The 18,262-nt window shown below is 48.8% G+C and carries 19 protein-coding genes; 9 read left to right on the top strand and 10 right to left on the bottom strand.

The features are described from left to right. Positions 1-399, top strand: coding sequence for a phosphate ABC transporter substrate-binding protein (locus tag ACYVIC_RS07340; RefSeq protein WP_460858645.1), 399 nt, complete (start codon positions 1-3; stop codon positions 397-399). Here the strand turns inward: ACYVIC_RS07340 and ACYVIC_RS07345 are convergent. From ACYVIC_RS07345 to ACYVIC_RS07385, 9 genes are all read right to left on the bottom strand, one after another. Beyond that, a complete protein-coding gene (locus ACYVIC_RS07345) occupies positions 396-947 on the bottom strand; it encodes an acyl-CoA thioesterase (RefSeq protein ID WP_460858647.1) in 552 nt (183 codons plus the stop codon). The genes ACYVIC_RS07340 and ACYVIC_RS07345 overlap by 4 nt on opposite strands. Positions 948-1,047: 100 nt before the next feature. Continuing rightward, complete coding sequence (locus ACYVIC_RS07350) at positions 1,048-2,292, bottom strand: porin (protein WP_460858649.1); 1,245 nt, start codon at positions 2,290-2,292, stop codon at positions 1,048-1,050. 161 nt (positions 2,293-2,453) lie between these two features. Then, positions 2,454-2,720, bottom strand: coding sequence for a hypothetical protein (locus ACYVIC_RS07355; RefSeq protein WP_460858650.1), 267 nt, complete (start codon positions 2,718-2,720; stop codon positions 2,454-2,456). Positions 2,721-2,861: 141 nt separating this feature from the next. Continuing rightward, entirely contained in the window at positions 2,862-3,218 is a 357-nt protein-coding gene (locus ACYVIC_RS07360; protein WP_460858652.1) for a DUF2288 domain-containing protein, read from the bottom strand. 8 nt (positions 3,219-3,226) lie between these two features. Then, entirely contained in the window at positions 3,227-4,576 is a 1,350-nt protein-coding gene (locus ACYVIC_RS07365) for a sigma 54-interacting transcriptional regulator (RefSeq protein ID WP_460858654.1), read from the bottom strand. Further along, positions 4,566-5,162: a hypothetical protein gene (locus ACYVIC_RS07370; RefSeq protein WP_460858656.1), complete on the bottom strand. Its 597-nt coding sequence runs from the start codon at positions 5,160-5,162 to the stop codon at positions 4,566-4,568. The genes ACYVIC_RS07365 and ACYVIC_RS07370 overlap by 11 nt, the downstream gene beginning before the upstream one ends. Next, a complete protein-coding gene (locus ACYVIC_RS07375; RefSeq protein WP_460858658.1) occupies positions 5,159-6,577 on the bottom strand; it encodes a sensor histidine kinase in 1,419 nt (472 codons plus the stop codon). The genes ACYVIC_RS07370 and ACYVIC_RS07375 overlap by 4 nt, the downstream gene beginning before the upstream one ends. Before the next feature lie 124 nt (positions 6,578-6,701). Further along, on the bottom strand, positions 6,702-6,902 hold the full coding sequence (locus ACYVIC_RS07380; protein WP_460858660.1) for a hypothetical protein: 201 nt from the start codon (positions 6,900-6,902) through the stop codon (positions 6,702-6,704). Positions 6,903-7,246: 344 nt separating this feature from the next. Next, positions 7,247-8,473, bottom strand: coding sequence for an adenosine deaminase family protein (locus ACYVIC_RS07385; RefSeq protein ID WP_460858662.1), 1,227 nt, complete (start codon positions 8,471-8,473; stop codon positions 7,247-7,249). A gap of 150 nt (positions 8,474-8,623) precedes the next feature. Here ACYVIC_RS07385 and ACYVIC_RS07390 point away from each other — a divergent pair, with 150 nt between their 5' ends. From ACYVIC_RS07390 to ACYVIC_RS07400, 3 genes are all read left to right on the top strand, one after another. After that, positions 8,624-9,988, top strand: coding sequence for a M24 family metallopeptidase (locus ACYVIC_RS07390; RefSeq protein ID WP_460858664.1), 1,365 nt, complete (start codon positions 8,624-8,626; stop codon positions 9,986-9,988). Positions 9,989-10,362: 374 nt separating this feature from the next. Further along, on the top strand, positions 10,363-11,289 hold the full coding sequence (locus ACYVIC_RS07395; RefSeq protein ID WP_460858666.1) for a hypothetical protein: 927 nt from the start codon (positions 10,363-10,365) through the stop codon (positions 11,287-11,289). Positions 11,290-11,450: 161 nt separating this feature from the next. Then, positions 11,451-11,939 (top strand): hypothetical protein, encoded by a 489-nt coding sequence (locus tag ACYVIC_RS07400; RefSeq protein WP_460858668.1) that lies wholly within the window; start codon positions 11,451-11,453, stop codon positions 11,937-11,939. Between the two features lie 30 nt (positions 11,940-11,969). Here the strand turns inward: ACYVIC_RS07400 and ACYVIC_RS07405 are convergent, their stop codons facing one another. Next, entirely contained in the window at positions 11,970-12,872 is a 903-nt protein-coding gene (locus ACYVIC_RS07405) for a LysR family transcriptional regulator (RefSeq protein WP_460858670.1), read from the bottom strand. Positions 12,873-13,012: 140 nt separating this feature from the next. Here ACYVIC_RS07405 and ACYVIC_RS07410 point away from each other — a divergent pair, with 140 nt between their 5' ends. From ACYVIC_RS07410 to ACYVIC_RS07430, 5 genes are all read left to right on the top strand, one after another. Then, complete coding sequence (locus tag ACYVIC_RS07410; RefSeq protein ID WP_460858672.1) at positions 13,013-13,855, top strand: type 1 glutamine amidotransferase domain-containing protein; 843 nt, start codon at positions 13,013-13,015, stop codon at positions 13,853-13,855. A 27-nt stretch (positions 13,856-13,882) separates the two neighbouring features. Next, positions 13,883-15,037 (top strand): iron-containing alcohol dehydrogenase, encoded by a 1,155-nt coding sequence (locus ACYVIC_RS07415; protein ID WP_460858674.1) that lies wholly within the window; start codon positions 13,883-13,885, stop codon positions 15,035-15,037. Between the two features lie 191 nt (positions 15,038-15,228). Next, on the top strand, positions 15,229-15,786 hold the full coding sequence (locus ACYVIC_RS07420; protein WP_460858675.1) for a GbsR/MarR family transcriptional regulator: 558 nt from the start codon (positions 15,229-15,231) through the stop codon (positions 15,784-15,786). Between the two features lie 53 nt (positions 15,787-15,839). Further along, positions 15,840-17,213 carry a cytochrome ubiquinol oxidase subunit I gene (locus tag ACYVIC_RS07425; RefSeq protein WP_460858677.1) on the top strand — a complete coding sequence of 458 codons (1,374 nt, stop codon included), beginning with the start codon at positions 15,840-15,842 and terminating at the stop codon, positions 17,211-17,213. After that, entirely contained in the window at positions 17,210-18,214 is a 1,005-nt protein-coding gene (locus ACYVIC_RS07430; RefSeq protein WP_460858679.1) for a cytochrome d ubiquinol oxidase subunit II, read from the top strand. Before ACYVIC_RS07425 ends, ACYVIC_RS07430 begins: the two co-directional genes overlap by 4 nt. Positions 18,215-18,262: the final 48 nt, after the last annotated feature.

Genomic DNA, 18,262 nt, shown 5'->3' on the forward strand with positions numbered 1-18,262 from the left:
ATGAAGACATTAACAATCGTTGTTGCGTTAGCTTGTATGGCCTGTTTTTCTGCGATGGCACAGGTAGTTATCGTGGTAAACCCTGGTATGACTGAGGTTGTTTCAACTGATGAGGTTGCACGCATTTATACTGGTCGCTCTTCTGCGTTGGTGCCGGTAAATTTGAAAGATGCAGATGCAAAGCGGGCTGTTTTCGATGAAAAAGCAGTTGGCCGCTCCTCTGCACAGTTAAAGGCCTATTGGTCCAAACTGGTCTTCACCGGAAAAGGCAACCCGCCTCAAGAAGTAGCAAGTGATGCCGACGTTATTGCTTTTATCAGCAATAATGAATACGGCATCGGTTATATTGATGCAGCAAACGTTACTGACAAAGTAAAAGTGATACACACGTTAAATTAAACCAGCTGCACTTGCACCTGATAATTGGCGGTGATTTGGGCAATGGCTTGTTGCATATCACCGTCAAAATCGGCGCAAAGTTCGGCATAGCTGTGGCGCAGTTTCAAACGCTGGGTGGTTTTAACAAAGCGCAGTACTTCTTCCTTGCTGGTTAAAATCAGCCGCGGCACCCGGGCATTGTTACCCTGCTCGTCTTTGGCAATCATGGTAAAGTACGAGGAATTACAATGCTTTACCTTTCCGGTTTGGATATTTTGCGCTTCAACCCTTATGCCCACTACCATAGAGCTGTTACCAACAAAGATCACTGAGGCTTTTAAGGTAACCAGCTCGCCAACTTCAATCGGGTTTAAAAAATCTACCCGGTCTACCGAGGCAGTAACACAATATTTACCGCAAAATTTTGAGCCGCTGGCAAAGGCAATTTGGTCCATCAGCGATAACAAATAGCCACCATGAATTTTACCGCTGAAGTTAGAATGTGATGGCAGCATAAGCTGCGATAAGGTGACACGGGAGCTGCTGCTCCTTTTGTACGTTTCTGTCATGTGGTCGTTCTGTTAGAGTTGAACCTGCAAGCTAGTGTAGCAGCTGTTAAAATCAGCAGCACCTGTTTGGTGCTGCTGGTCAGGGCGTATTGCAGTCTGTTTAGAAAATAAAGTCTAATGCGACACTAAACAGGGTGGCATCATTATGGTAACTAAAGTCAAACCAGGGAGAACGGTCGCCTTGGTCTTCAAATTTATTAAACTCGAACTTCAGTGACGCATTGCTCATCACGTTATAACGCAGACCCAGGGTAATAATTTGGTGCTCTTCAGCGTCACCAACACCAAAGCCGTCTAAATCTTTGGTTAATTCAAGTTTCGCTTTCGATAATCCAATATAGGGCTGCCAAGTGTTGTGATTATACACCGCACTGACGTAGTAAGTCGGAAATTCAGAACCATAGCCATCGTCATAAGTAACGTAGTTATAATCGAACAAAAAGGTAAAGTATTTAAAAGTCATGCTGCCGCCCAAACCAATAAAGCTCAGGTCAAAATCAGTCAGTGAAGATTTACCCGAGCGGATTGGTGTGCCATCTGGGTTGGTGCGTCTTTCAATGATTTGATCAACGATACCGTCATTATCAAAATCGACTTCATCAAAAAACATGACATTAGCGGTAGTTGAATAATGCGTTTTAAAATAAGAGGCGCGCACATCCAACCAGTCGTTAGACAGCGCGACATTCAGCCCCATTATTTCACTCCAGGTCACATCTGCCGTGCCGGCAATGTAGGTGCCCTCTGGCGGAAAATAGTAGCCCCCACGGTTACGCCAGAAATCGTGAGATTTAATATTACGCTGTGTCTCCCTGCCACCAAACACACTGAGATCAATTGACCAGTTGTTCAGATAGAAGTTATGCAGATAAGTGGCGCCGTTAAACTGGGTAATCTCCCACCAATACAGGTTTGCTGGTGGCCGGACCCAGGGATAGGCATAACCAACCTCCATATACTCTGAAAAGTAGTACATCGGCAGCATACGCCGGCCGAGCATCAGTGTGCTGTTTTCAGACAGCTGATAGCTGACATATAGCCAATCGACATCGGGTTTCCATTCATCTGCACCTTTGGCTACCAGTTGGATAGTTGCCGACATTTTGTCACTGATGTCCGTGCTCATTTGCAGCGCGACCATCGATTCCTGCTCCCAATCCCACTCTTCGGTGTAAAAAGCGTAGTCGTAGAAATCAACCTGAAACTCAACCTCGCCGCTGGGATCGGCATCACCACTTAATACCTTACCAGCGACAATTGAACCGTAACCACTTACTCTGATTTCAGCTTGTGCTTGCCAGGACGAGAGCACAATAGCCAGCGCTAAAACGTATAATATTTTCATGGCTCACCTCAGAATGTTGCGACTACTTTGACAGCGTCGGTAACGCTGGCGGAGTCTATATAACCAATGGTATTCGGGTTATCTGCTACCAATTCCAACATTTCACTTACAGACACCTCTTTGGGCGGTGTGCCTTTACCGGTAAACAGCAACTTTGACCACTAGGCTTTCATTTGCGCGTCACTTTTACCAAGAACGTTAGAATTAAAGCTGCTACGGATAGGGTTGCCTTCTTCCAGTGACAGTAATAATGCCGCTTTGTCATTAGAGAAACTTTTTTGTCGGCCAGAAAATAAACTTTTTATATCTTCTGTTGAAATAGCGGCGCTATTGGCAGGGTTAACGATAATGGCTACGTCGGCTACAACACTGCCAGATGCCAACACAAAACTTGTAAGTAATAAGCGCAAACAACTAGTCTTCGTCATAAACTACTCCAGATAAACGGATGTTAAATAACCAGATCACTAGAAGACTAGATGCTAAATTAGCATTTGGCGAAATTTTCGTTAAATGTCCCTTGTCTAGTTAAAAATAAATGCCTTAACCGCGCTTATCCTCTACCTGGTTTAATTTAGTTGTTGCTTCAGCGGTTTATGCTGTACCAATACCCAGGGAGAAATAACCACGGCCCACAGTTCAGTTTTATTATTAAACCACTGCTGTGCCTGCTGCTCTGTCGTGCGGCCCAGCATGCCACTGGCCAGCCAGTCGGCCACCAATGCTTTATTGTCGCAGCTAAAGGCAAAAGCGGCTTCAATCAGGTCCAGTGTAGGTTCTACACTGATCACTGAACCGGCAGCATAAAACTTCTGCAGCTCCAGCCAGTTGATAAGCGCAGTTTCGCTGATAATTTTAGCTTTTATCAGCTCAGGATTATGTTCATCATCGATAAGATGAGCATCGGGAGGTGTTATTGCTGTCATAAGATTGCTTACTCAGTTTCATCGCCTTGATCAGCGACCTGTGCGGCGCTGAGTTCATGCTTTTTCAGTAATTTATAAAAGTCGGTTCGGTTACGTCCGGCCAGCTCTGCGGCGCGGGTAACGTTGCCCTCGGTCATTTGCAGCACACGAATAAGGTATTGCCGCTCAAACTGGTCGCGGGCCTCGGTAAGGCTGGGCCAGTAGCGGCTGTCCTGTGACAATGCTTGTTCTACCTGAGCGGCGCCAATCACCGGGCTGTGGGTTAGTGCAACACATTGCTCGATTACGTTAACCAGCTGGCGCACATTGCCCGGCCATTTCGCAGTAACCAACAATTGCATAGCATCATCAGAGAAGCGGTTTACGTCAACCTGATGCCGCTGGGCACTGTGTGCTAGCACGTGGCGCGCCAGCAACGGAATATCTTCCGGCCGCTTTTCAAGGCTGGGCAGTTGCAGGTTAACCACATTTAGCCGGTAGTATAAATCTTCACGGAAGCTGCCTTCTTGCATGGCTAGCTGCAGATCGCGGTGGGTAGCAGACAGTACCCTTACATTAATAGCGATGGTTTTAGCACTGCCCACCGGTCGGATTTGCCGCTCTTGCAAGGCGCGCAGCAATTTAACCTGCAACGATACTGGCATATCGCCAATTTCATCCAAAAACAGCGTACCGCCGTCGGCCTCGCGGAACAAGCCATTGTGCTCGGCGACGGCTCCGGTAAAGGCGCCTTTGCTGTGGCCAAACAATTCAGACTCCAACAAATGCTCCGGTAAGGCACCACAATTTATGGCAACAAAGGGTTTGTCTGAGCGCGGGCTGGCCTTATGAATAGCCCGTGCCAGCAATTCTTTACCTGTGCCGCTGGCGCCGGTGATCAGTACACTGACATCGCGCTGCGCCACGCGATAACTTTGCTCCAGCAGCTCGGTCATTTTAGCCGAACGGGTAATGATATCTTCGCGCCAGCTGGCTTGCTCAGGTATAGACTGGCATACAGCGCGCTGCAAAATGTCGCGCAGCTCGGTGTTGTTAAGTGGTTTGGTTAAAAAGCCAAACACGCCACGCTGAGTGGCGGCTACCGCTTCAGGTATCGAGCCATGCGCCGTCATTAGCACTACCGGCAAGCCGGGATAACGTTTGGCAATTTCATCAAACAGGCTCATGCCATCCAACCCTGGCATGCGCAAATCGCTTAGTACCACATCGATACTGTTTTTGGTCAGCAAGGGTAGTGCGGCTTCGGCGCTGTCTGCACTAATCACCTGATAGCCTTCACCTTCCAGGCGCAGCGTTAATAAACGTAACAGGCTGGGGTCGTCATCTACCAGCAATAAACGCGGGGTACTAGCTGCCATTATTGTTCTCCGGCAACACAGCAGGTTGATTTAACTGTGCTTCAATCTGGGTTAGCGCATCGATCTTTTTTTGTAATTCGCGGTTGGTCTTTTGTAAGCGCTCAATATTGTCATGCTGTTGTGCATTAAGCCGGGTTAGTGCACTAACGGCCGATTCGGCTTCCAACAACTTTTGGTTAAAGGCTAAATCCCAGCTGAGTAACTCAGCCAGTGCTGTCGGTAGCAACTGCAGCTGCTCTGTTAGCTGCATTTGCACACGCAACCGGCTTAGATACGGCGTGTCCGGGTGCAGTTGTAATATGGTGCGTTTTAACTGCCATACTGCATCGTTACTGGCATCAGCAGCTAACACGTCGCGCTCTTCATTGAGCCGGGTTAAAATTGACGCACGATACTGCACCCAGGCCAGCAATATGTCGCTGCTGTCACTAATTGCTAATGCCGGCTGCTCTGGCGCGGGTTCAGGCTCGGGTATTACTGGCTCAGTAACGGGTTCTGCCATGGTTTGTTGCGGCTGAGGTGCCGGTGTTTGCAGAGTCTGGCAGCCCGAAAGTAACAACAGGCAAAGGTATATACAGATTTTCATGCAGGTTTTTCCTCTAGCAGCGCTAACCGTACCCGGATACAGACGTCGGCATAAATCACATCAACAATATCAGCATGGCCACCCAGCAGGCGGGCGCAGTCTGCCACGATTGACAACCCAAGGCCAGAGCCTTGCACTGAATCAAATCTTGGTGTGGTACCGCGCTGAAACGGCTCAAACAGTTTTTCCCGCAGCGCCGTGGGTATCGGGTTACCGTTATTAGCAACGTCCAGTACCAGTTGATGCTCCTGTTGATATAGTTTTACCCATACCGGGCTATCCTGACTGCCATAGGCCTGGGCATTATTGATCAGGTTATCCAGAATACGGCGGAACAAAGTGGTATCGGTATAAATGGCACTGAGCTCACAGCTTAGGTCTACTTGTTGGCCACGCTGCTGTAATGACAACGCATGGTCATTAAAACAATCGCTGAACAGTTGCTGTGGTGAGAGCCACTCCGGCTCGGGTTTAGCTTGTTGTAGCAGCCTGTTGTAGTCAAGTAGCTGCTCGGTTAACACGCTTAAACGGTCTGCGCTGCCATTGAGCAGGCCTACCACCTCCAGTTGCCTGGAGTTTAATGGCCCTAATAATTGTTCAGTTAGCAGGGCGCAGCCTTCTCTGATGCTCGACAATGGTGTTTTTAATTCGTGTGAGGCGTGGCGCAATAAAATCAGCCGCAGCGCTTCCAATTGCTGTAAGCGTGAACTTAGCCAGCGCAGTTGCTCACCCAGCTCTGTTAATTCGCGCGGGCCGGTGAGTTTTTCATCCGGAAACTGATGTTGCTGGCCAATAGCGCGGATCATTTTGTCCAGCTTGCGCACCGGTGCTGTAATACGGCCCGATGCCCACAGTACCAGCAACAAGGTAAGTAATACCAGCGCCACGGTTTGCCACGCCAGTTGTTGTTGGCTGTTCTCCGCAAAGCGTTGTTGCTGTTGCAAATTCTGCTCCAGCAGCAACCATATTTTCTGTGTCAGTTGCTGCTGTTGCAACCTGAATTGCTGTGCTACCGGCTCCAGCTCACTGCTGCTTAGGCTGGTAAAATTATCCAGCAGCAGGCGCAGCTGATACTGCTGTTGCTGGCATAGCTGAGGCTGCTCGATTTTGTCGCACACGTCGGCCAGTAAGGCGCTATAGCTGTCCAGATAAGTGCGCGCCACCCTGGCCAGTGAGTCGGTTTTTACTACCGCATACTGGCGTACTGCGCGTTCAATATCCACTACCAGATTTTGCATGTTTTCTGCCCGGCGTACACTGGCAACGGACGCTTCAGCTTCTGCCACAGCATGCTGGCTCAGTCCGGTCAGTGCTTTGTGGCTTTGCCACAGCAATACGGCTACCGGAATAAGCGCCAGAAAAAAGCTTAACAATACCAGTTGGCGCAACGAAGCCGTTTGAAGTGAAAAGCGCATAATACTCTGCTATTAGCCACCGGAAGCTAAGCATACCTTATTTTAGCGGCAAAAAAAAAAGGCCAGTGGGGTTCTGGCCTTGTAAACATTCAGTGCGAGCACTGAACTCATGGGATCGCGATATTTAAGCTGCTTCTGGCAGGGTTACCGTGCTGTACTCTAGTGCTTGCAAGGCATGCACCGGCGAACTGTTCGGCGCCGCAGCCTGTTGCTGCTCCCACGCTAATACGCTGTCGTTGTGCAAATTAATTCGGCGTAGCATGGCCACAACTACAGCAACATTAGTTAATAAAAACAATGTAATAGCCGCTAAGAAAAAATCCATAACCACCTCCTCACAAGTGCAGCGCTTACTTCTGGCTGCGTTATAACGCGGGTAAAGGAGAATGTGGCAAAAGCATGGTGTACCTTGTTGCTTAGTGCACTTGCGACATTCTCCTGTCGCGTCGCTTGCTATGGCTAATACAAGGGTTGTGCCAAGATGAACATATAATTTTTTATCTATTTAAAACAATGTTTTAAATTTTTTCTATGTGCTGGAATGCCAGCGTGGCTGAATTAACTGTCGCTGTTTGGCAACAGTTAATTTAGCTTTTTGGTGTTGTTGATATTAATCAATGAGTTATGTTGTAGCTATTTTGCGACAGTTATTGCAGGTTGCTGAATATATTAAATAAATCCATAGCGCTGTGCCACGCGATCAAAATACTCCAGGCAATGTTTGGCATATTCGCGTTTTTCCACATAGGTTCCGGGAAAAAAGCTCTTTTTAAAACCGTAGGCCACCATGTCTTTTAAGCGTTTCAATGGAATATCAAAGTTATCCAACGCCAGCTGATACTCTTTGCTTACGGTGGTGTTGGACACCAGGCGGTTGTCGGTGCAAATGACTGTGGCAATGCGGTTATCCAGCATGTCTTTAAACTTGTGTTGTTTAATATCGGTAATAGCCGGATTGGTTTGCAGGTTACTGGTTAGGCAAACTTCGATCGCAATACGCTTATCGGCAATATAAGACGCCAGATTACGGATATAAGCGGCTTTGTCGACAATGTCGGGGTGTGAGATCATCTGTGGAATAAACATGGAATAGCCATGACCAATGCGGTCGGCATAGCATTCGGTAATGGCTTCAAATACGCTTTCAGCGCCATAGGCCTCACCGGCGTGCAGGGTTTTTAATAAAAAGTGTTGGTGGGCGTATTCATACACCTCTTTAAACTTACTGGCCGGATAGCCACTTTCCTGGCCAGCTAAATCCAGGCCAACTATAGGTACACCCTGCTCGTCGCGTAAGCGCACACTGGCGCGCACCAGCTCCATCGCGGCGAGCTTAATGACGTCCATTGGCGCAAAATCACGCATTAACTGAAACAGGTTAGTGTAGTAAGGTGAAAAGCCTTTATCGCCAAACATCCGCATGGCACAGTTGATAATGCCATAAGCAAACGGCGGCTTCTGGCCACTAAGCACCACTTCGGTGGCATTGTATTCTTGCATCGCACGCTTTAAACCGTCATTTGCTGCATGCATTACGCGGTCAAAGTCGATGCCGTTGGGCAGGTCAATTAACAGTTGTGGCGCAAAGCGTACTTCTATGTAGTTAACGCCTTCGAGCTGGTTATCTATCGCCAGCTCGTAAGCGGCGCGCTCAAGGTTTTCCATATCGCGCAGCACGGCACAGGTGTACTGAAAGCAGTGCAGGTACTCGCCAAGGTTATTGTATTTGTCTTTGAACACCAGCTGCTTTAAACCTGCCACGGTATCGGCCGGCAGCTTGGTGCCGGTACGTTTGGCCATCTCAATTAAGCTCTCCAGCCGCAGGCTGCCATCTAAATGCAGGTGTAAATCAGATTTGGGCATCTCTTTGATAAATTCAGCGGAATAACGCGGCATAATGGCTCCTTAACAAACAATTGCTGTTAAGTGTATCGCAATTTAGCTGGTTTTCGTCGGTAATCAGACATATTCAGCTTATAGCGGGCTTGCATCAGCTAACGCTCTGGCTTAAAACAGGATAAACAATAACCAAACCAAGGCACTTAAATGAAGAGATTACTATTCGCCATGGCGGCCGCTGCCACTGTCGTCAGCGCGCCGCTTACCGCTAAAACGGACACCTTTTTACAAGGCCGGCAGCTGCTGTCGGCAAACGATTATCAGGTGCTGACACCACGAGCACGCATAGCGCCGGAAAACCAGATACTAACTGAGCGGCTGCAGCAGTTACTGCCACAATTAATGGCCGAATCAGCTTTGGACATGTGGCTGGTGATTAACCGTGAATACGCCGAAGATCCGGTGTATTTCACCCTGGTGCCACAACCGGCTTTCGCCGCCCGGCGCACTACTATGTTGCTGTTTAGCCGCAATGCCGACGGCAGTGTCGATAAACTGTCGGTTAACCGCTATCCGCTGGGGGCGCCATATCAGTCGGCCTGGGCTGGTGGCAATTTAACCGAGCAGTGGCAGGCGCTGGCCGCTGAGATTGTTAAACGTGATCCAAAACAAATCGGTATTAATGTGTCAGAGCATTGGCCGGTGGCCGATGGTTTAACGTCGGGCTTGCATCAACAGTTGCTAAAAGTACTACCGGCGGAATATCACAACCGCTTGATGCCGGCAGAAAAGTTAGTCGTACGCTGGTTGGAGCAGCGCACTGCAGCAGAGCTCGAGCTTTACCCGCACGTGGTGAGTTTAGCCCGCGCCGTTATCGCAGAGGCGTTTAGTAATAAAGTGATTACACCTGGTGTGACAACGACGGATGATGTGGCCTGGTACCTGCGCGAACGTTTTGAACAGCTGGATTTGCCAGTGTGGTTTATGCCGTACGTAAACCTGCAGCGTGAGGGCGTGGCCTGCGAGGCAGACAATCCGTTTTGCGGCATCAGCGGTGTTATTAAGCGTGGCGATGTGTTGCATACCGATGTAGGCATTTGTTACTTAAAGCTATGTACCGACACTCAGGAAATGGCCTACGTGCTGAAAAATGCTGAAGTTGATGCTCCTGCAGGGCTAAAAGCCGCACTGGCTACCGGCAACCGCTGGCAAGACTTGCTAACGGCAGAATTTAAAACCGGCCGCAGCGGCAACGAGGTGTTGGCGGCAACACAAAAAGCTGCGGCCAACGCGAAAATTAACCATAGCACTTACACCCATGCGTTGGGCTTTGTTGGCCATGCGCCGGGGCCAACCATTGGCATGTGGGACAACCAGGGCCCGACACCGGTGCAGGGCGACTGGCCGGTATATGCCAACACCGCTTATGCCATTGAAGGTAATATCAAGCAGGCGGTGCCCGAGTGGCAAAAGCAACTGGTGCAGATAAAACTGGAGCAAAGTGCCTATTTTGATGGCAAGCAGGTTATTTATCTGGCCGGTCGGCAAACGCAGTGGCACTTGGTGCGATAATTTAGCTGGCGACGTTTTGTTCCGCCGTCGCCAAACTGCTGGGTATAACAAAAAGGCTGTTATTGTCGTGAACGCCCTTTTTCAAAAGTAAAATGTGTAATACCAGCTACCAAAACATGATATTTCTGGCCCCTTCAATGATAAAAGGTTGATATAAATAGCATATCCCTTTTTTACCTGCCCCATGTGCTAAACCATTAGTGGCTTTGCACACTTGCTTAAATTTTACACCTAATGGTATACGGCAGCCTTTGATGGCAACGATGTGTCTTTGCGTAAAAACGTATTGAGCGATGTGTGCTGTTAAAGTCTGAATAAGTTGAAAACATTGGCAATATTGCTGATTTAAAACCGTCTAATAAAAGGAATTTATCATGCAAAAAGGTACTTCAAACATCACGAGTTTATTTAGTTTAATTCAACAAAATGTTGGTGTTGCTACAAAAGGTGAGCGCACGATTGTTCATCCGCCACTGCATTCTTTGTCTTTAATGGCTCTTAATGCAGTACAAACAGATGCACCCGACACGCTGGCGCAAATGCTGAAGGACCAAAAAAAAGCGCCGGGGTCTACTAGCGTCGCAGCAGTGGATAAAAGCAGCCTAAATGCCGATGACTGGCAGCATCTTCAGGATATCTTGTTACTCAATAGTTTTATTAACGTCTACGGCATGCAAAAAGTCTATAAAGATCATGGCAATAAGGCATATGATATTACCAACCACGTTGAAGCGGCTGCATTTAGCCAGGCATGTGCAAATGCACTTAACTATGTCACAACAAAAGCTATGGGGGGCTTTTTAAACCTACGTGATCAAAAAGCCGATTCAATATCAAAGACCTATAAAAAAGCTGAGTTTCATCTGGATTTTCTTGGTGACTTATTTAAAGCCTTTGCCTTCCCCGAATCAACACTTACTGCATTGGATGGCGTATTAAATGCGTTAGTTGAATCACTTAAAAGCATGGAGTTCACATCAGAAGCTAAAACAGTAGACCACCTGGTGTTTATGTATTATTTCGAAGAGGTGCCGGGCATGGATATGAAGTTGCCGCACTTGCGTCTCTTTTATCTAAAAATTGATGCAAAGTCGTTTAAAGTTGCTTTGCACAAGTCTACGGTCACCGAGATCGACTTCCAGACCAATTATATTGATGAAAATTGGGAAATGAATCCTTTCCAGGTCGCGAAACAGCGTGATGACATTCAAGCGCTGCTTACGTCGATGAGTAAACTTTCGATGGATCAATTGAACAATGAACTTACCCCTGCAGTGGTTGATACCGGCAAGTCAGCATAACGGTTAAATATCTAAGGGTAGCAGGATATAGGTCCTGCTTTACCGACAATATTTTCGGACGTTTAAAAAACGGGCAGTAAGGCTCTCTTTGTAGACTGCTGTCCTGTTTAACCAGGTGCCAGCACAATTCTGGCATTTAGATAACAAAGTTGGAGATAAATATGGGTGTTACCGCCGATTTTATAATTAAACATGTTCGCCCGGCAGACAGTGACGCATTTGAAATGATGTGTAAAGAGGGCTCAGGGCTATGGGTGTATTTACGTGATCACTTGGGGCTGGCAGAGCAGGATATCCGTAGTATTTTCACGGGGTGGTCAATTTTGGTAGATTCAGGCCTTAACCAGCATACGTTAAATGGGTTTGTGCAAATGGCTCAGGCTGTTTCACAGGCAAGATGGGATGAGCTCTACACAACGGCACACTCAACCATTTTGTTTCTCACTGGCCCTTTGTTAAAAGAACTCAGTTACAGCAGCGGTAAGCATCCCGGTGTTACGTTTGATTTTCAGCCACATGAGATGATTCCACTTGCTGTTACAATTCATCGGAATGGTGCTCAACCAGATATCGACCCTGATATTGCAGGGATCCAGGTAGCGACCGACGCCAATGGCAACTGTGTACATTTTGGTGGCTTAATTCAGTAATACTATGATGCTGCAAACAGGTATTTGGCGTTAACATGCGGCGTATTTATTGATATTGGCAAACGCCATTAGTATATCTTTTGCGTAGCTAACGCGCGGGTGCTTAAGGGCACCTTTGCGCCATACCAGATAAATAAAGTTCTCCGGCCCGGGCTGGCCTAATTGCACTAACTCGGCATTTTTTATCGCCTCACGGCATAAGTAATCCGGCAGTACGCTGTAGCCAATGCCGGCTTTTACAATACCGGCAATGGCGCGGATATCCGGACAAATAGCCGCTATTGGCGACTGGCAGTTATCGTTAAACACCGCATTAAAGTAATGGCGGATCAGCGGCAGGGTGGGGTCGTAACTGACTACCGGGTATAACCGCAGCTGCTCTGCGCTAAGTGCCTGTTGTGACAACTGTGCGCCGGTAAAACGATTGGCCACCAGCATCAGCCGCTCACTATCAATAATCTGGTAGTCATACACCGCTGGATCCGGCGTTGAGGCGGTAATGGCCAGCTCGGCTGTGCCGTCGGCCAGCAGCTGGTAAATGCGGTCTTTATTACCAATATGCACCACCAGGTTTACCTCACCGGCTTGCAGTAAGTTTGCAAACTGTGCGCCGGCAATATGGCTGATGTATTCCGCCGGGCCGGCAATGTTCAGTGTGCCGTATACCGCATTACTGCGATTACGCACCGAAGCCAGTTTTTGCTCTACCGCATCTAAATGCGCGGACACCTGCAGCGCTAAATCGTGCGCGGCGGCGGTGGGTTCTACCCCGCGGGCTTTGCGTTCAAATAAGGCAAAACCCACCAATGACTCAATGCTCTGAATATGCGCGGTAGCGGCCGGCTGCGACAAACCCAGGTTAGCGGCGGCTTTGGTAATAGTGCCGCAGCGATACACTTCAACAAAGGTACGTAATTGCACAAAGTACGACATAAAACCCCAGCCATCAGAAATATGATGGCTGATGGTAAAAGAGCTGAGTTCTAACTACAAGCGAAACGGCATAAGCTGGCATCACTGAATAGCGCGCCGGGAATATCCTCAGCGCGTGTTGCACAAAAGGAAACGATTATATGCTTAAGCGCACTCTGTTATCTGTGGCTATGCTAAGCCTGTTTAGCCAGGCGGCGTTTGCCGGCGACAGCAAAGGTCAAATTCTGGTGTTGTTATCCAGCGAAAGCCAAATGCAACTGCAAGACGGCAAAACACTGAGCACCGGCTACTATCTCAACGAGTTTGGCGTACCGGCCGATGCCTTTATCAGTGCTGGTTACGAGCTGGTATTGGCCACGCCAAAAGGCAATGCGCCGGCGGTGGATGAAAAGTCGGTCACGGTGCAATACTTCGGTGGTAGCGAGGCTGAAATGCAGCGCATTAGCAAAGTGGTTGCGGCTATTCCCGGCATTGACGATACGTTGTCATTAAAAGAAGTGATTGCCAACGGCCTGGCTCAATACGAAGCGGTATTTATTCCGGGTGGCCACGCGCCGTTAATCGATTTAGCTAATAACCCTGAAGTAGGCACTATTCTTACGCATTTTAATGCTGAAGCTAAACCCACTGCGGCCATTTGCCATGGCCCGATAGCGCTGTTATCCGCCCAGCAAAACCCGCAGGCGTTTCAACAGGCGCTGGTGCAACAAAGCCCGGCTACAGCGACTAACTGGATTTATGCCGGTTACAAGATGACGATTTTCTCTGATGCAGAAGAAACCGTATTCGAAGGCTCATTAAACGGCGACAAACTGCAATATTACCCCGGAAAAGCTATGCAACAAGCAGGTGGTGCTATGCAATACAGCGCAGCCTGGACACCCAATGTGGTGGTAGATCGTGAGCTTATTACCGGGCAAAACCCGTTTTCAGATAAAGCCCTGGCCGACGCCGTACTGGCGCAGCTGGAACAACAGCGTTAAGCGCTGAAAAAACTTACCGGAGTTGTAATGCTGAATTTTAATTTTAAAAATCAAACCGAAATCTTATTTGGTAAAGGCCAGATTAAAGAAGCAAAAAGCCGTTTACCCAAAGACGCCAAAGTACTGCTGTTATACGGTGGCGGGTCTATTAAGCGTAACGGCGTGTACGACGATGTAGTAAAACTGCTCGATGGCGTTAGCTATGAGGAGTTTGCCGGGGTAGAGCCCAACCCGACGCTGCAAACCCTGATGCAGGCAGTAGAGTTGGTGCGCGCTAAACAGCTGAATTTTATTTTGGCGGTCGGCGGCGGCAGTGTGATTGACGGCGCTAAGTTTGTTGCGGCAGCGGCCCACTTTGACGGTGAGCCGTGGGATATTCTGGCCAAAGGCGCGGCTTTTAGCTCGGCGTTGCCAATCGGCGCAGTATTAACCCTGCCGGCCACCGGTTCAGAAAGCAATGGCAACTCGGTGGTCACCAACAAAGACACAGCGCAAAAGCGCGCTTTTGGCTCAGATATGGTGCAACCGGTCTTTGCCGTGCTCGACCCGGTATACACCTTTTCGCTGCCGCTTAAGCAAGTGGGCAACGGTGTGGTCGATGCCTTTGTGCATGTTATTGAGCAGTACCTTACTTATCCGGTTAACGCGCCGTTGCAGGACCGTTTTGCCGAAGGCATCTTACAAACGCTGATTAGCGAAGGGCCAAAAGCCCTGGCCACGCCGGAAGATTACGACGTGCGTGCCAATGTGATGTGGTCTGCGACTATGGCGTTAAACGGCTTAATCGGCAAAGGTGTACCACAAGACTGGGCTACGCATATGATAGGCCACGAGCTCACCGCCTTGTTTGGCCTGGATCATGCGCAAACGCTGGCTATAGTGCTACCCACCCTAATGTACGTGCAGCGTGAACAAAAGCGGCAAAAGCTGCTGCAGTTTGGTCAGCGGGTATTTAATATCAGCAGCGGCACTGAAGATGACGTGATCGACAAAACCATTAAAGCCACCCAGGACTTTTTCGAGCATATGGGCGTAAAAACGCGCTTGTCGGATTACAACCTGGCGGCAGCAGATATCGATAAGCTTATCGCCAATTTGGAGCGTAACGGCATGACAACGCTTGGCGAACATGGCGACATTGATTTAACCAAAGCGCGGCAAATTCTGACGTTGGCGCTGTAACTTCGTATTAAATGTGGGTTAATTGGTTGTATCTGCAGCTAATTAGCCCATTTTTAAGGTTATTGTGTCATTCCTTTAGACCCATCAATTCGCACAATTTTCGAAATCTTCCTACCAAAATAGCTTGATCCAGATCAAATTTTGTTCGTACAATTGTTTCAGAAATTTCTGAAAGTTTAGAAGGGTTCTGTATGCAAATGACACCTATGGTTGAGTCTTTCGTCTGTCACTTTGGTGAAATGGGCAGTCGATGGGGCTTTAACCGCACCGTTGGGCAAATTTACGCCCTTTTAGTCATCAGTGAGCATCCGCTCTGTGCCAACGAAATTGCCGATCTGCTTGCCATTTCACGCGGCAACGTCAGCATGGGTTTAAAGGAGTTGGGTAGCTGGCAGTTGGTGCAGGTCATGCACAAGCCGGGTGAGCGACGCGAGTTTTACCAAAGCCGTGGCAGTATTTGGGATATGGCTAACCGGGTGTTTGAAGAGCGCCGCAAACGCGAGATAGACCCCACCTTAAGCCTGCTGCGCGACATTATGATGGACGAAGCCGCCAATGCCGGTGAAGTGTATGCCCAGCAGCGCATAGCTGAAATACATGACCTGCTGGAGAACATCACCGAGTGGACACAAAGCCTGCAATCGCTGTCACCGGATAAGCTAAATACGCTGATGAAGTTAGGCTCTGGTGTTGGCAAAGTGTTGGAATTTACTGAGAAGTTACGTGGCAAAAGGGATGCGCCGAAATAAGTTTAGCTGCGGCACTGCTGCCGCTTTTTTAACCCAGTTGTAGTGAGGTTGCCATGTTAGATACGCTGTTACTTTCGCGCATCCAGTTTGCTGCTAATATCAGTTTTCATATCCTTTTTCCCACCATTACCATCGCTCTGGGCTGGTTGTTGGTGTACTTCAAAATACGCTTTGACCTGTCGCAACACCCTGTTTGGATGCGGGCCTACCGTTTCTGGGTAAAGATTTTTGCATTGACGTTTGCGCTCGGCGTAGTCAGTGGCATTACAATGTCGTTCCAGTTTGGCACCAATTGGCCGGGGTTTATGGAAACCGTCGGCAATATTGCCGGGCCTTTGCTGGCGTATGAAATTCTCACCGCATTCTTCTTAGAAGCCACCATGCTGGGCATTATGTTATTTGGCTTTAATAAGGTGCCACGCTGGTTGCATACACTGGCCACCTTGTTAGTGGCGCTGGGGACGACCTTGTCAGCATTTTGGATCCTGGTATTAAATTCCTGGATGCAAACCCCAGCCGGGTTTGAGATGCGCGATGGTGTTGCGCACGCTACTGATTGGCTGGCGATTATTTTTAATCCGTCATTCCCCTATCGTTTTACCCATATGTTACTCGCATCGGCCCTGACGGTGAGCTTTCTGGTGGCCGGGATCTCGGCTTATCGCCTATATCGTGGCGATAACAAAAAAGCGCCGCGGCTAACACTAAAAACCGCGCTGTTCAGTGCGGCGATACTGGCGCCGACTCAGGCATTAGTGGGTGATTTTCATGGTTTAAACACGCTGGAGCACCAACCGCAAAAAATTGCCGCCATGGAAGGTATCTGGCACACAGAGCGCGGCGCCCCACTGGTATTGTTTGCCATTCCTGATGCAGAAACCCAGCAAAACCGGTTTTCGCTGGAAATTCCTAAGTTGGCCAGTTTGATCCTGACACACGACTTAAATGGTGAGTTAAAGGGGCTGAATGAATTTCCAGATGCCCATCCGCCGGTGGCGCCGGTGTTTTACAGCTTCAGAGTGATGGTAGGTATCGGTGTACTGATGTTACTGGTGTCGTGGTGGTGCAGCATACGGTTAGTCCGCCATGGCGAATTAAGGCCAGTGCAATACAAAGTGTTGATGGCAATGTCATTTTCTGGCTGGGTCGCCACGCTGGCAGGCTGGTATGTTACCGAAATTGGGCGCCAACCGTATTTAATTTATGGTGTGCTGAAAACCCGTGATGCGGTAACCACAGTACCCGGAGAGCATGTAGCACTTACGTTGGTGATGTATCTGCTGTTGTATGCCGTGCTGCTGGTGGCCTATATCAAAACGCTGTTCTGGTTAGCCAAACGTGCTGTCGAGGTAGAGGAATATGACCTGTCGCTACCTGGTTTGCCAGAGCAAAAAGGACTAATAGCAGCAGAAGGAGCGAGCAAATGAGCTGGTTAACTGCAGAAAATCTGGCCTTGATTTTTGCCGGCCTAACCGCGTTTTCGGTGCTACTGTATGCCATTTTAGATGGCTATGATCTGGGTGTGGGTATTACCCTGCCGATGCAACAAGAAGCCTGGCGCGACACGGCCATTGCCTCGATAGGGCCCTTTTGGGATGCCAATGAAACCTGGTTGGTGTTAGCCGTGGGCTTGTTGCTGGTAGCGTTTCCGGCAGCGCACAGCGCTATTTTACATGCGCTGTATCTGCCTTCGGCATTGCTACTTATCGGACTTATCCTGCGCGGTGTAGCCTTTGACTTTCGTGCCAAGGTAAAACCACAGCGCAAACGCAACTGGGACTGGACCTTTAAATTTGGTTCTTTGCTGGCGACATTTAGTCAGGGCTTTATGCTGGGTATTTACGTTATGGGCCTGCAATACAATGCGGGCAGCATAATATTTGCTTGCTTTAGCGGGCTTTGTGTTACGGCAGCTTACGCCATGATTGGCAATGCCTGGCTGATTGGCAAAACCAGTGGCGACTTGCAGCGCCATGCTATCCGGCAATGTAAATTGGCCGGTGTTTGGACCTTGGCCGGTATTTTAGCAGTCAGCGCGATTAACCCCTTGGTGAATGCCAATGTATACCAGGTGTGGACAGAGCCGCCAATGGCTTACTTGTTCGCTGCGATACCGCTATTGTGTTTTGCGATGTTTGCACTGGGCTATCTGGCCTTAAAGCGTTTACCGCTGCCGAACGATTTTGGTGCCTGGTTGCCGTTTTTTATCTGCAAAATTATCTTTATTTGTAGCTTTGCCGGCCTGGCACTGAGTTTTTACCCCTTTGTAGTGCCTAATCAGCTTACCTTGTATCAGGCCGCCAGCTCGAGAGAGTCTTTACTGATCATCTTCTGGGGCGCGGTAGTGGTTATTCCGGTTATCGCAGCATACACCGCAGTGGCTTATTACGCCTTTCGTGGTAAAGCCGATGGTTTGAAATACTACTAACAGCTTCAACACTTGCTGCACTAAGTGGTTTTAGTGCAGCATTGTTTG

It is taken from the genome of Rheinheimera gaetbuli (assembly GCF_054781935.1).

What these genes read in the sequence shown, in the direction of transcription:
- ACYVIC_RS07355 (WP_460858650.1), bottom strand. Translation starts at nt 2,720, where the DNA reads ATGACGAAGACTAGTTGTTTGCGCTTATTACTTACAAGTTTTGTGTTG.
- ACYVIC_RS07390 (WP_460858664.1), top strand. Translation starts at nt 8,624, where the DNA reads ATGAAGAGATTACTATTCGCCATGGCGGCCGCTGCCACTGTCGTCAGC.
- ACYVIC_RS07360 (WP_460858652.1), bottom strand. Translation starts at nt 3,218, where the DNA reads ATGACAGCAATAACACCTCCCGATGCTCATCTTATCGATGATGAACAT.
- ACYVIC_RS07400 (WP_460858668.1), top strand. Translation starts at nt 11,451, where the DNA reads ATGGGTGTTACCGCCGATTTTATAATTAAACATGTTCGCCCGGCAGAC.
- ACYVIC_RS07415 (WP_460858674.1), top strand. Translation starts at nt 13,883, where the DNA reads ATGCTGAATTTTAATTTTAAAAATCAAACCGAAATCTTATTTGGTAAA.
- ACYVIC_RS07345 (WP_460858647.1), bottom strand. Translation starts at nt 947, where the DNA reads ATGACAGAAACGTACAAAAGGAGCAGCAGCTCCCGTGTCACCTTATCG.
- ACYVIC_RS07380 (WP_460858660.1), bottom strand. Translation starts at nt 6,902, where the DNA reads ATGGATTTTTTCTTAGCGGCTATTACATTGTTTTTATTAACTAATGTT.
- ACYVIC_RS07375 (WP_460858658.1), bottom strand. Translation starts at nt 6,577, where the DNA reads ATGCGCTTTTCACTTCAAACGGCTTCGTTGCGCCAACTGGTATTGTTA.
- ACYVIC_RS07340 (WP_460858645.1), top strand. Translation starts at nt 1, where the DNA reads ATGAAGACATTAACAATCGTTGTTGCGTTAGCTTGTATGGCCTGTTTT.
- ACYVIC_RS07405 (WP_460858670.1), bottom strand. Translation starts at nt 12,872, where the DNA reads ATGTCGTACTTTGTGCAATTACGTACCTTTGTTGAAGTGTATCGCTGC.
- ACYVIC_RS07425 (WP_460858677.1), top strand. Translation starts at nt 15,840, where the DNA reads ATGTTAGATACGCTGTTACTTTCGCGCATCCAGTTTGCTGCTAATATC.
- ACYVIC_RS07385 (WP_460858662.1), bottom strand. Translation starts at nt 8,473, where the DNA reads ATGCCGCGTTATTCCGCTGAATTTATCAAAGAGATGCCCAAATCTGAT.
- ACYVIC_RS07370 (WP_460858656.1), bottom strand. Translation starts at nt 5,162, where the DNA reads ATGAAAATCTGTATATACCTTTGCCTGTTGTTACTTTCGGGCTGCCAG.
- ACYVIC_RS07420 (WP_460858675.1), top strand. Translation starts at nt 15,229, where the DNA reads ATGCAAATGACACCTATGGTTGAGTCTTTCGTCTGTCACTTTGGTGAA.
- ACYVIC_RS07365 (WP_460858654.1), bottom strand. Translation starts at nt 4,576, where the DNA reads ATGGCAGCTAGTACCCCGCGTTTATTGCTGGTAGATGACGACCCCAGC.
- ACYVIC_RS07410 (WP_460858672.1), top strand. Translation starts at nt 13,013, where the DNA reads ATGCTTAAGCGCACTCTGTTATCTGTGGCTATGCTAAGCCTGTTTAGC.
- ACYVIC_RS07430 (WP_460858679.1), top strand. Translation starts at nt 17,210, where the DNA reads ATGAGCTGGTTAACTGCAGAAAATCTGGCCTTGATTTTTGCCGGCCTA.
- ACYVIC_RS07350 (WP_460858649.1), bottom strand. Translation starts at nt 2,292, where the DNA reads ATGAAAATATTATACGTTTTAGCGCTGGCTATTGTGCTCTCGTCCTGG.
- ACYVIC_RS07395 (WP_460858666.1), top strand. Translation starts at nt 10,363, where the DNA reads ATGCAAAAAGGTACTTCAAACATCACGAGTTTATTTAGTTTAATTCAA.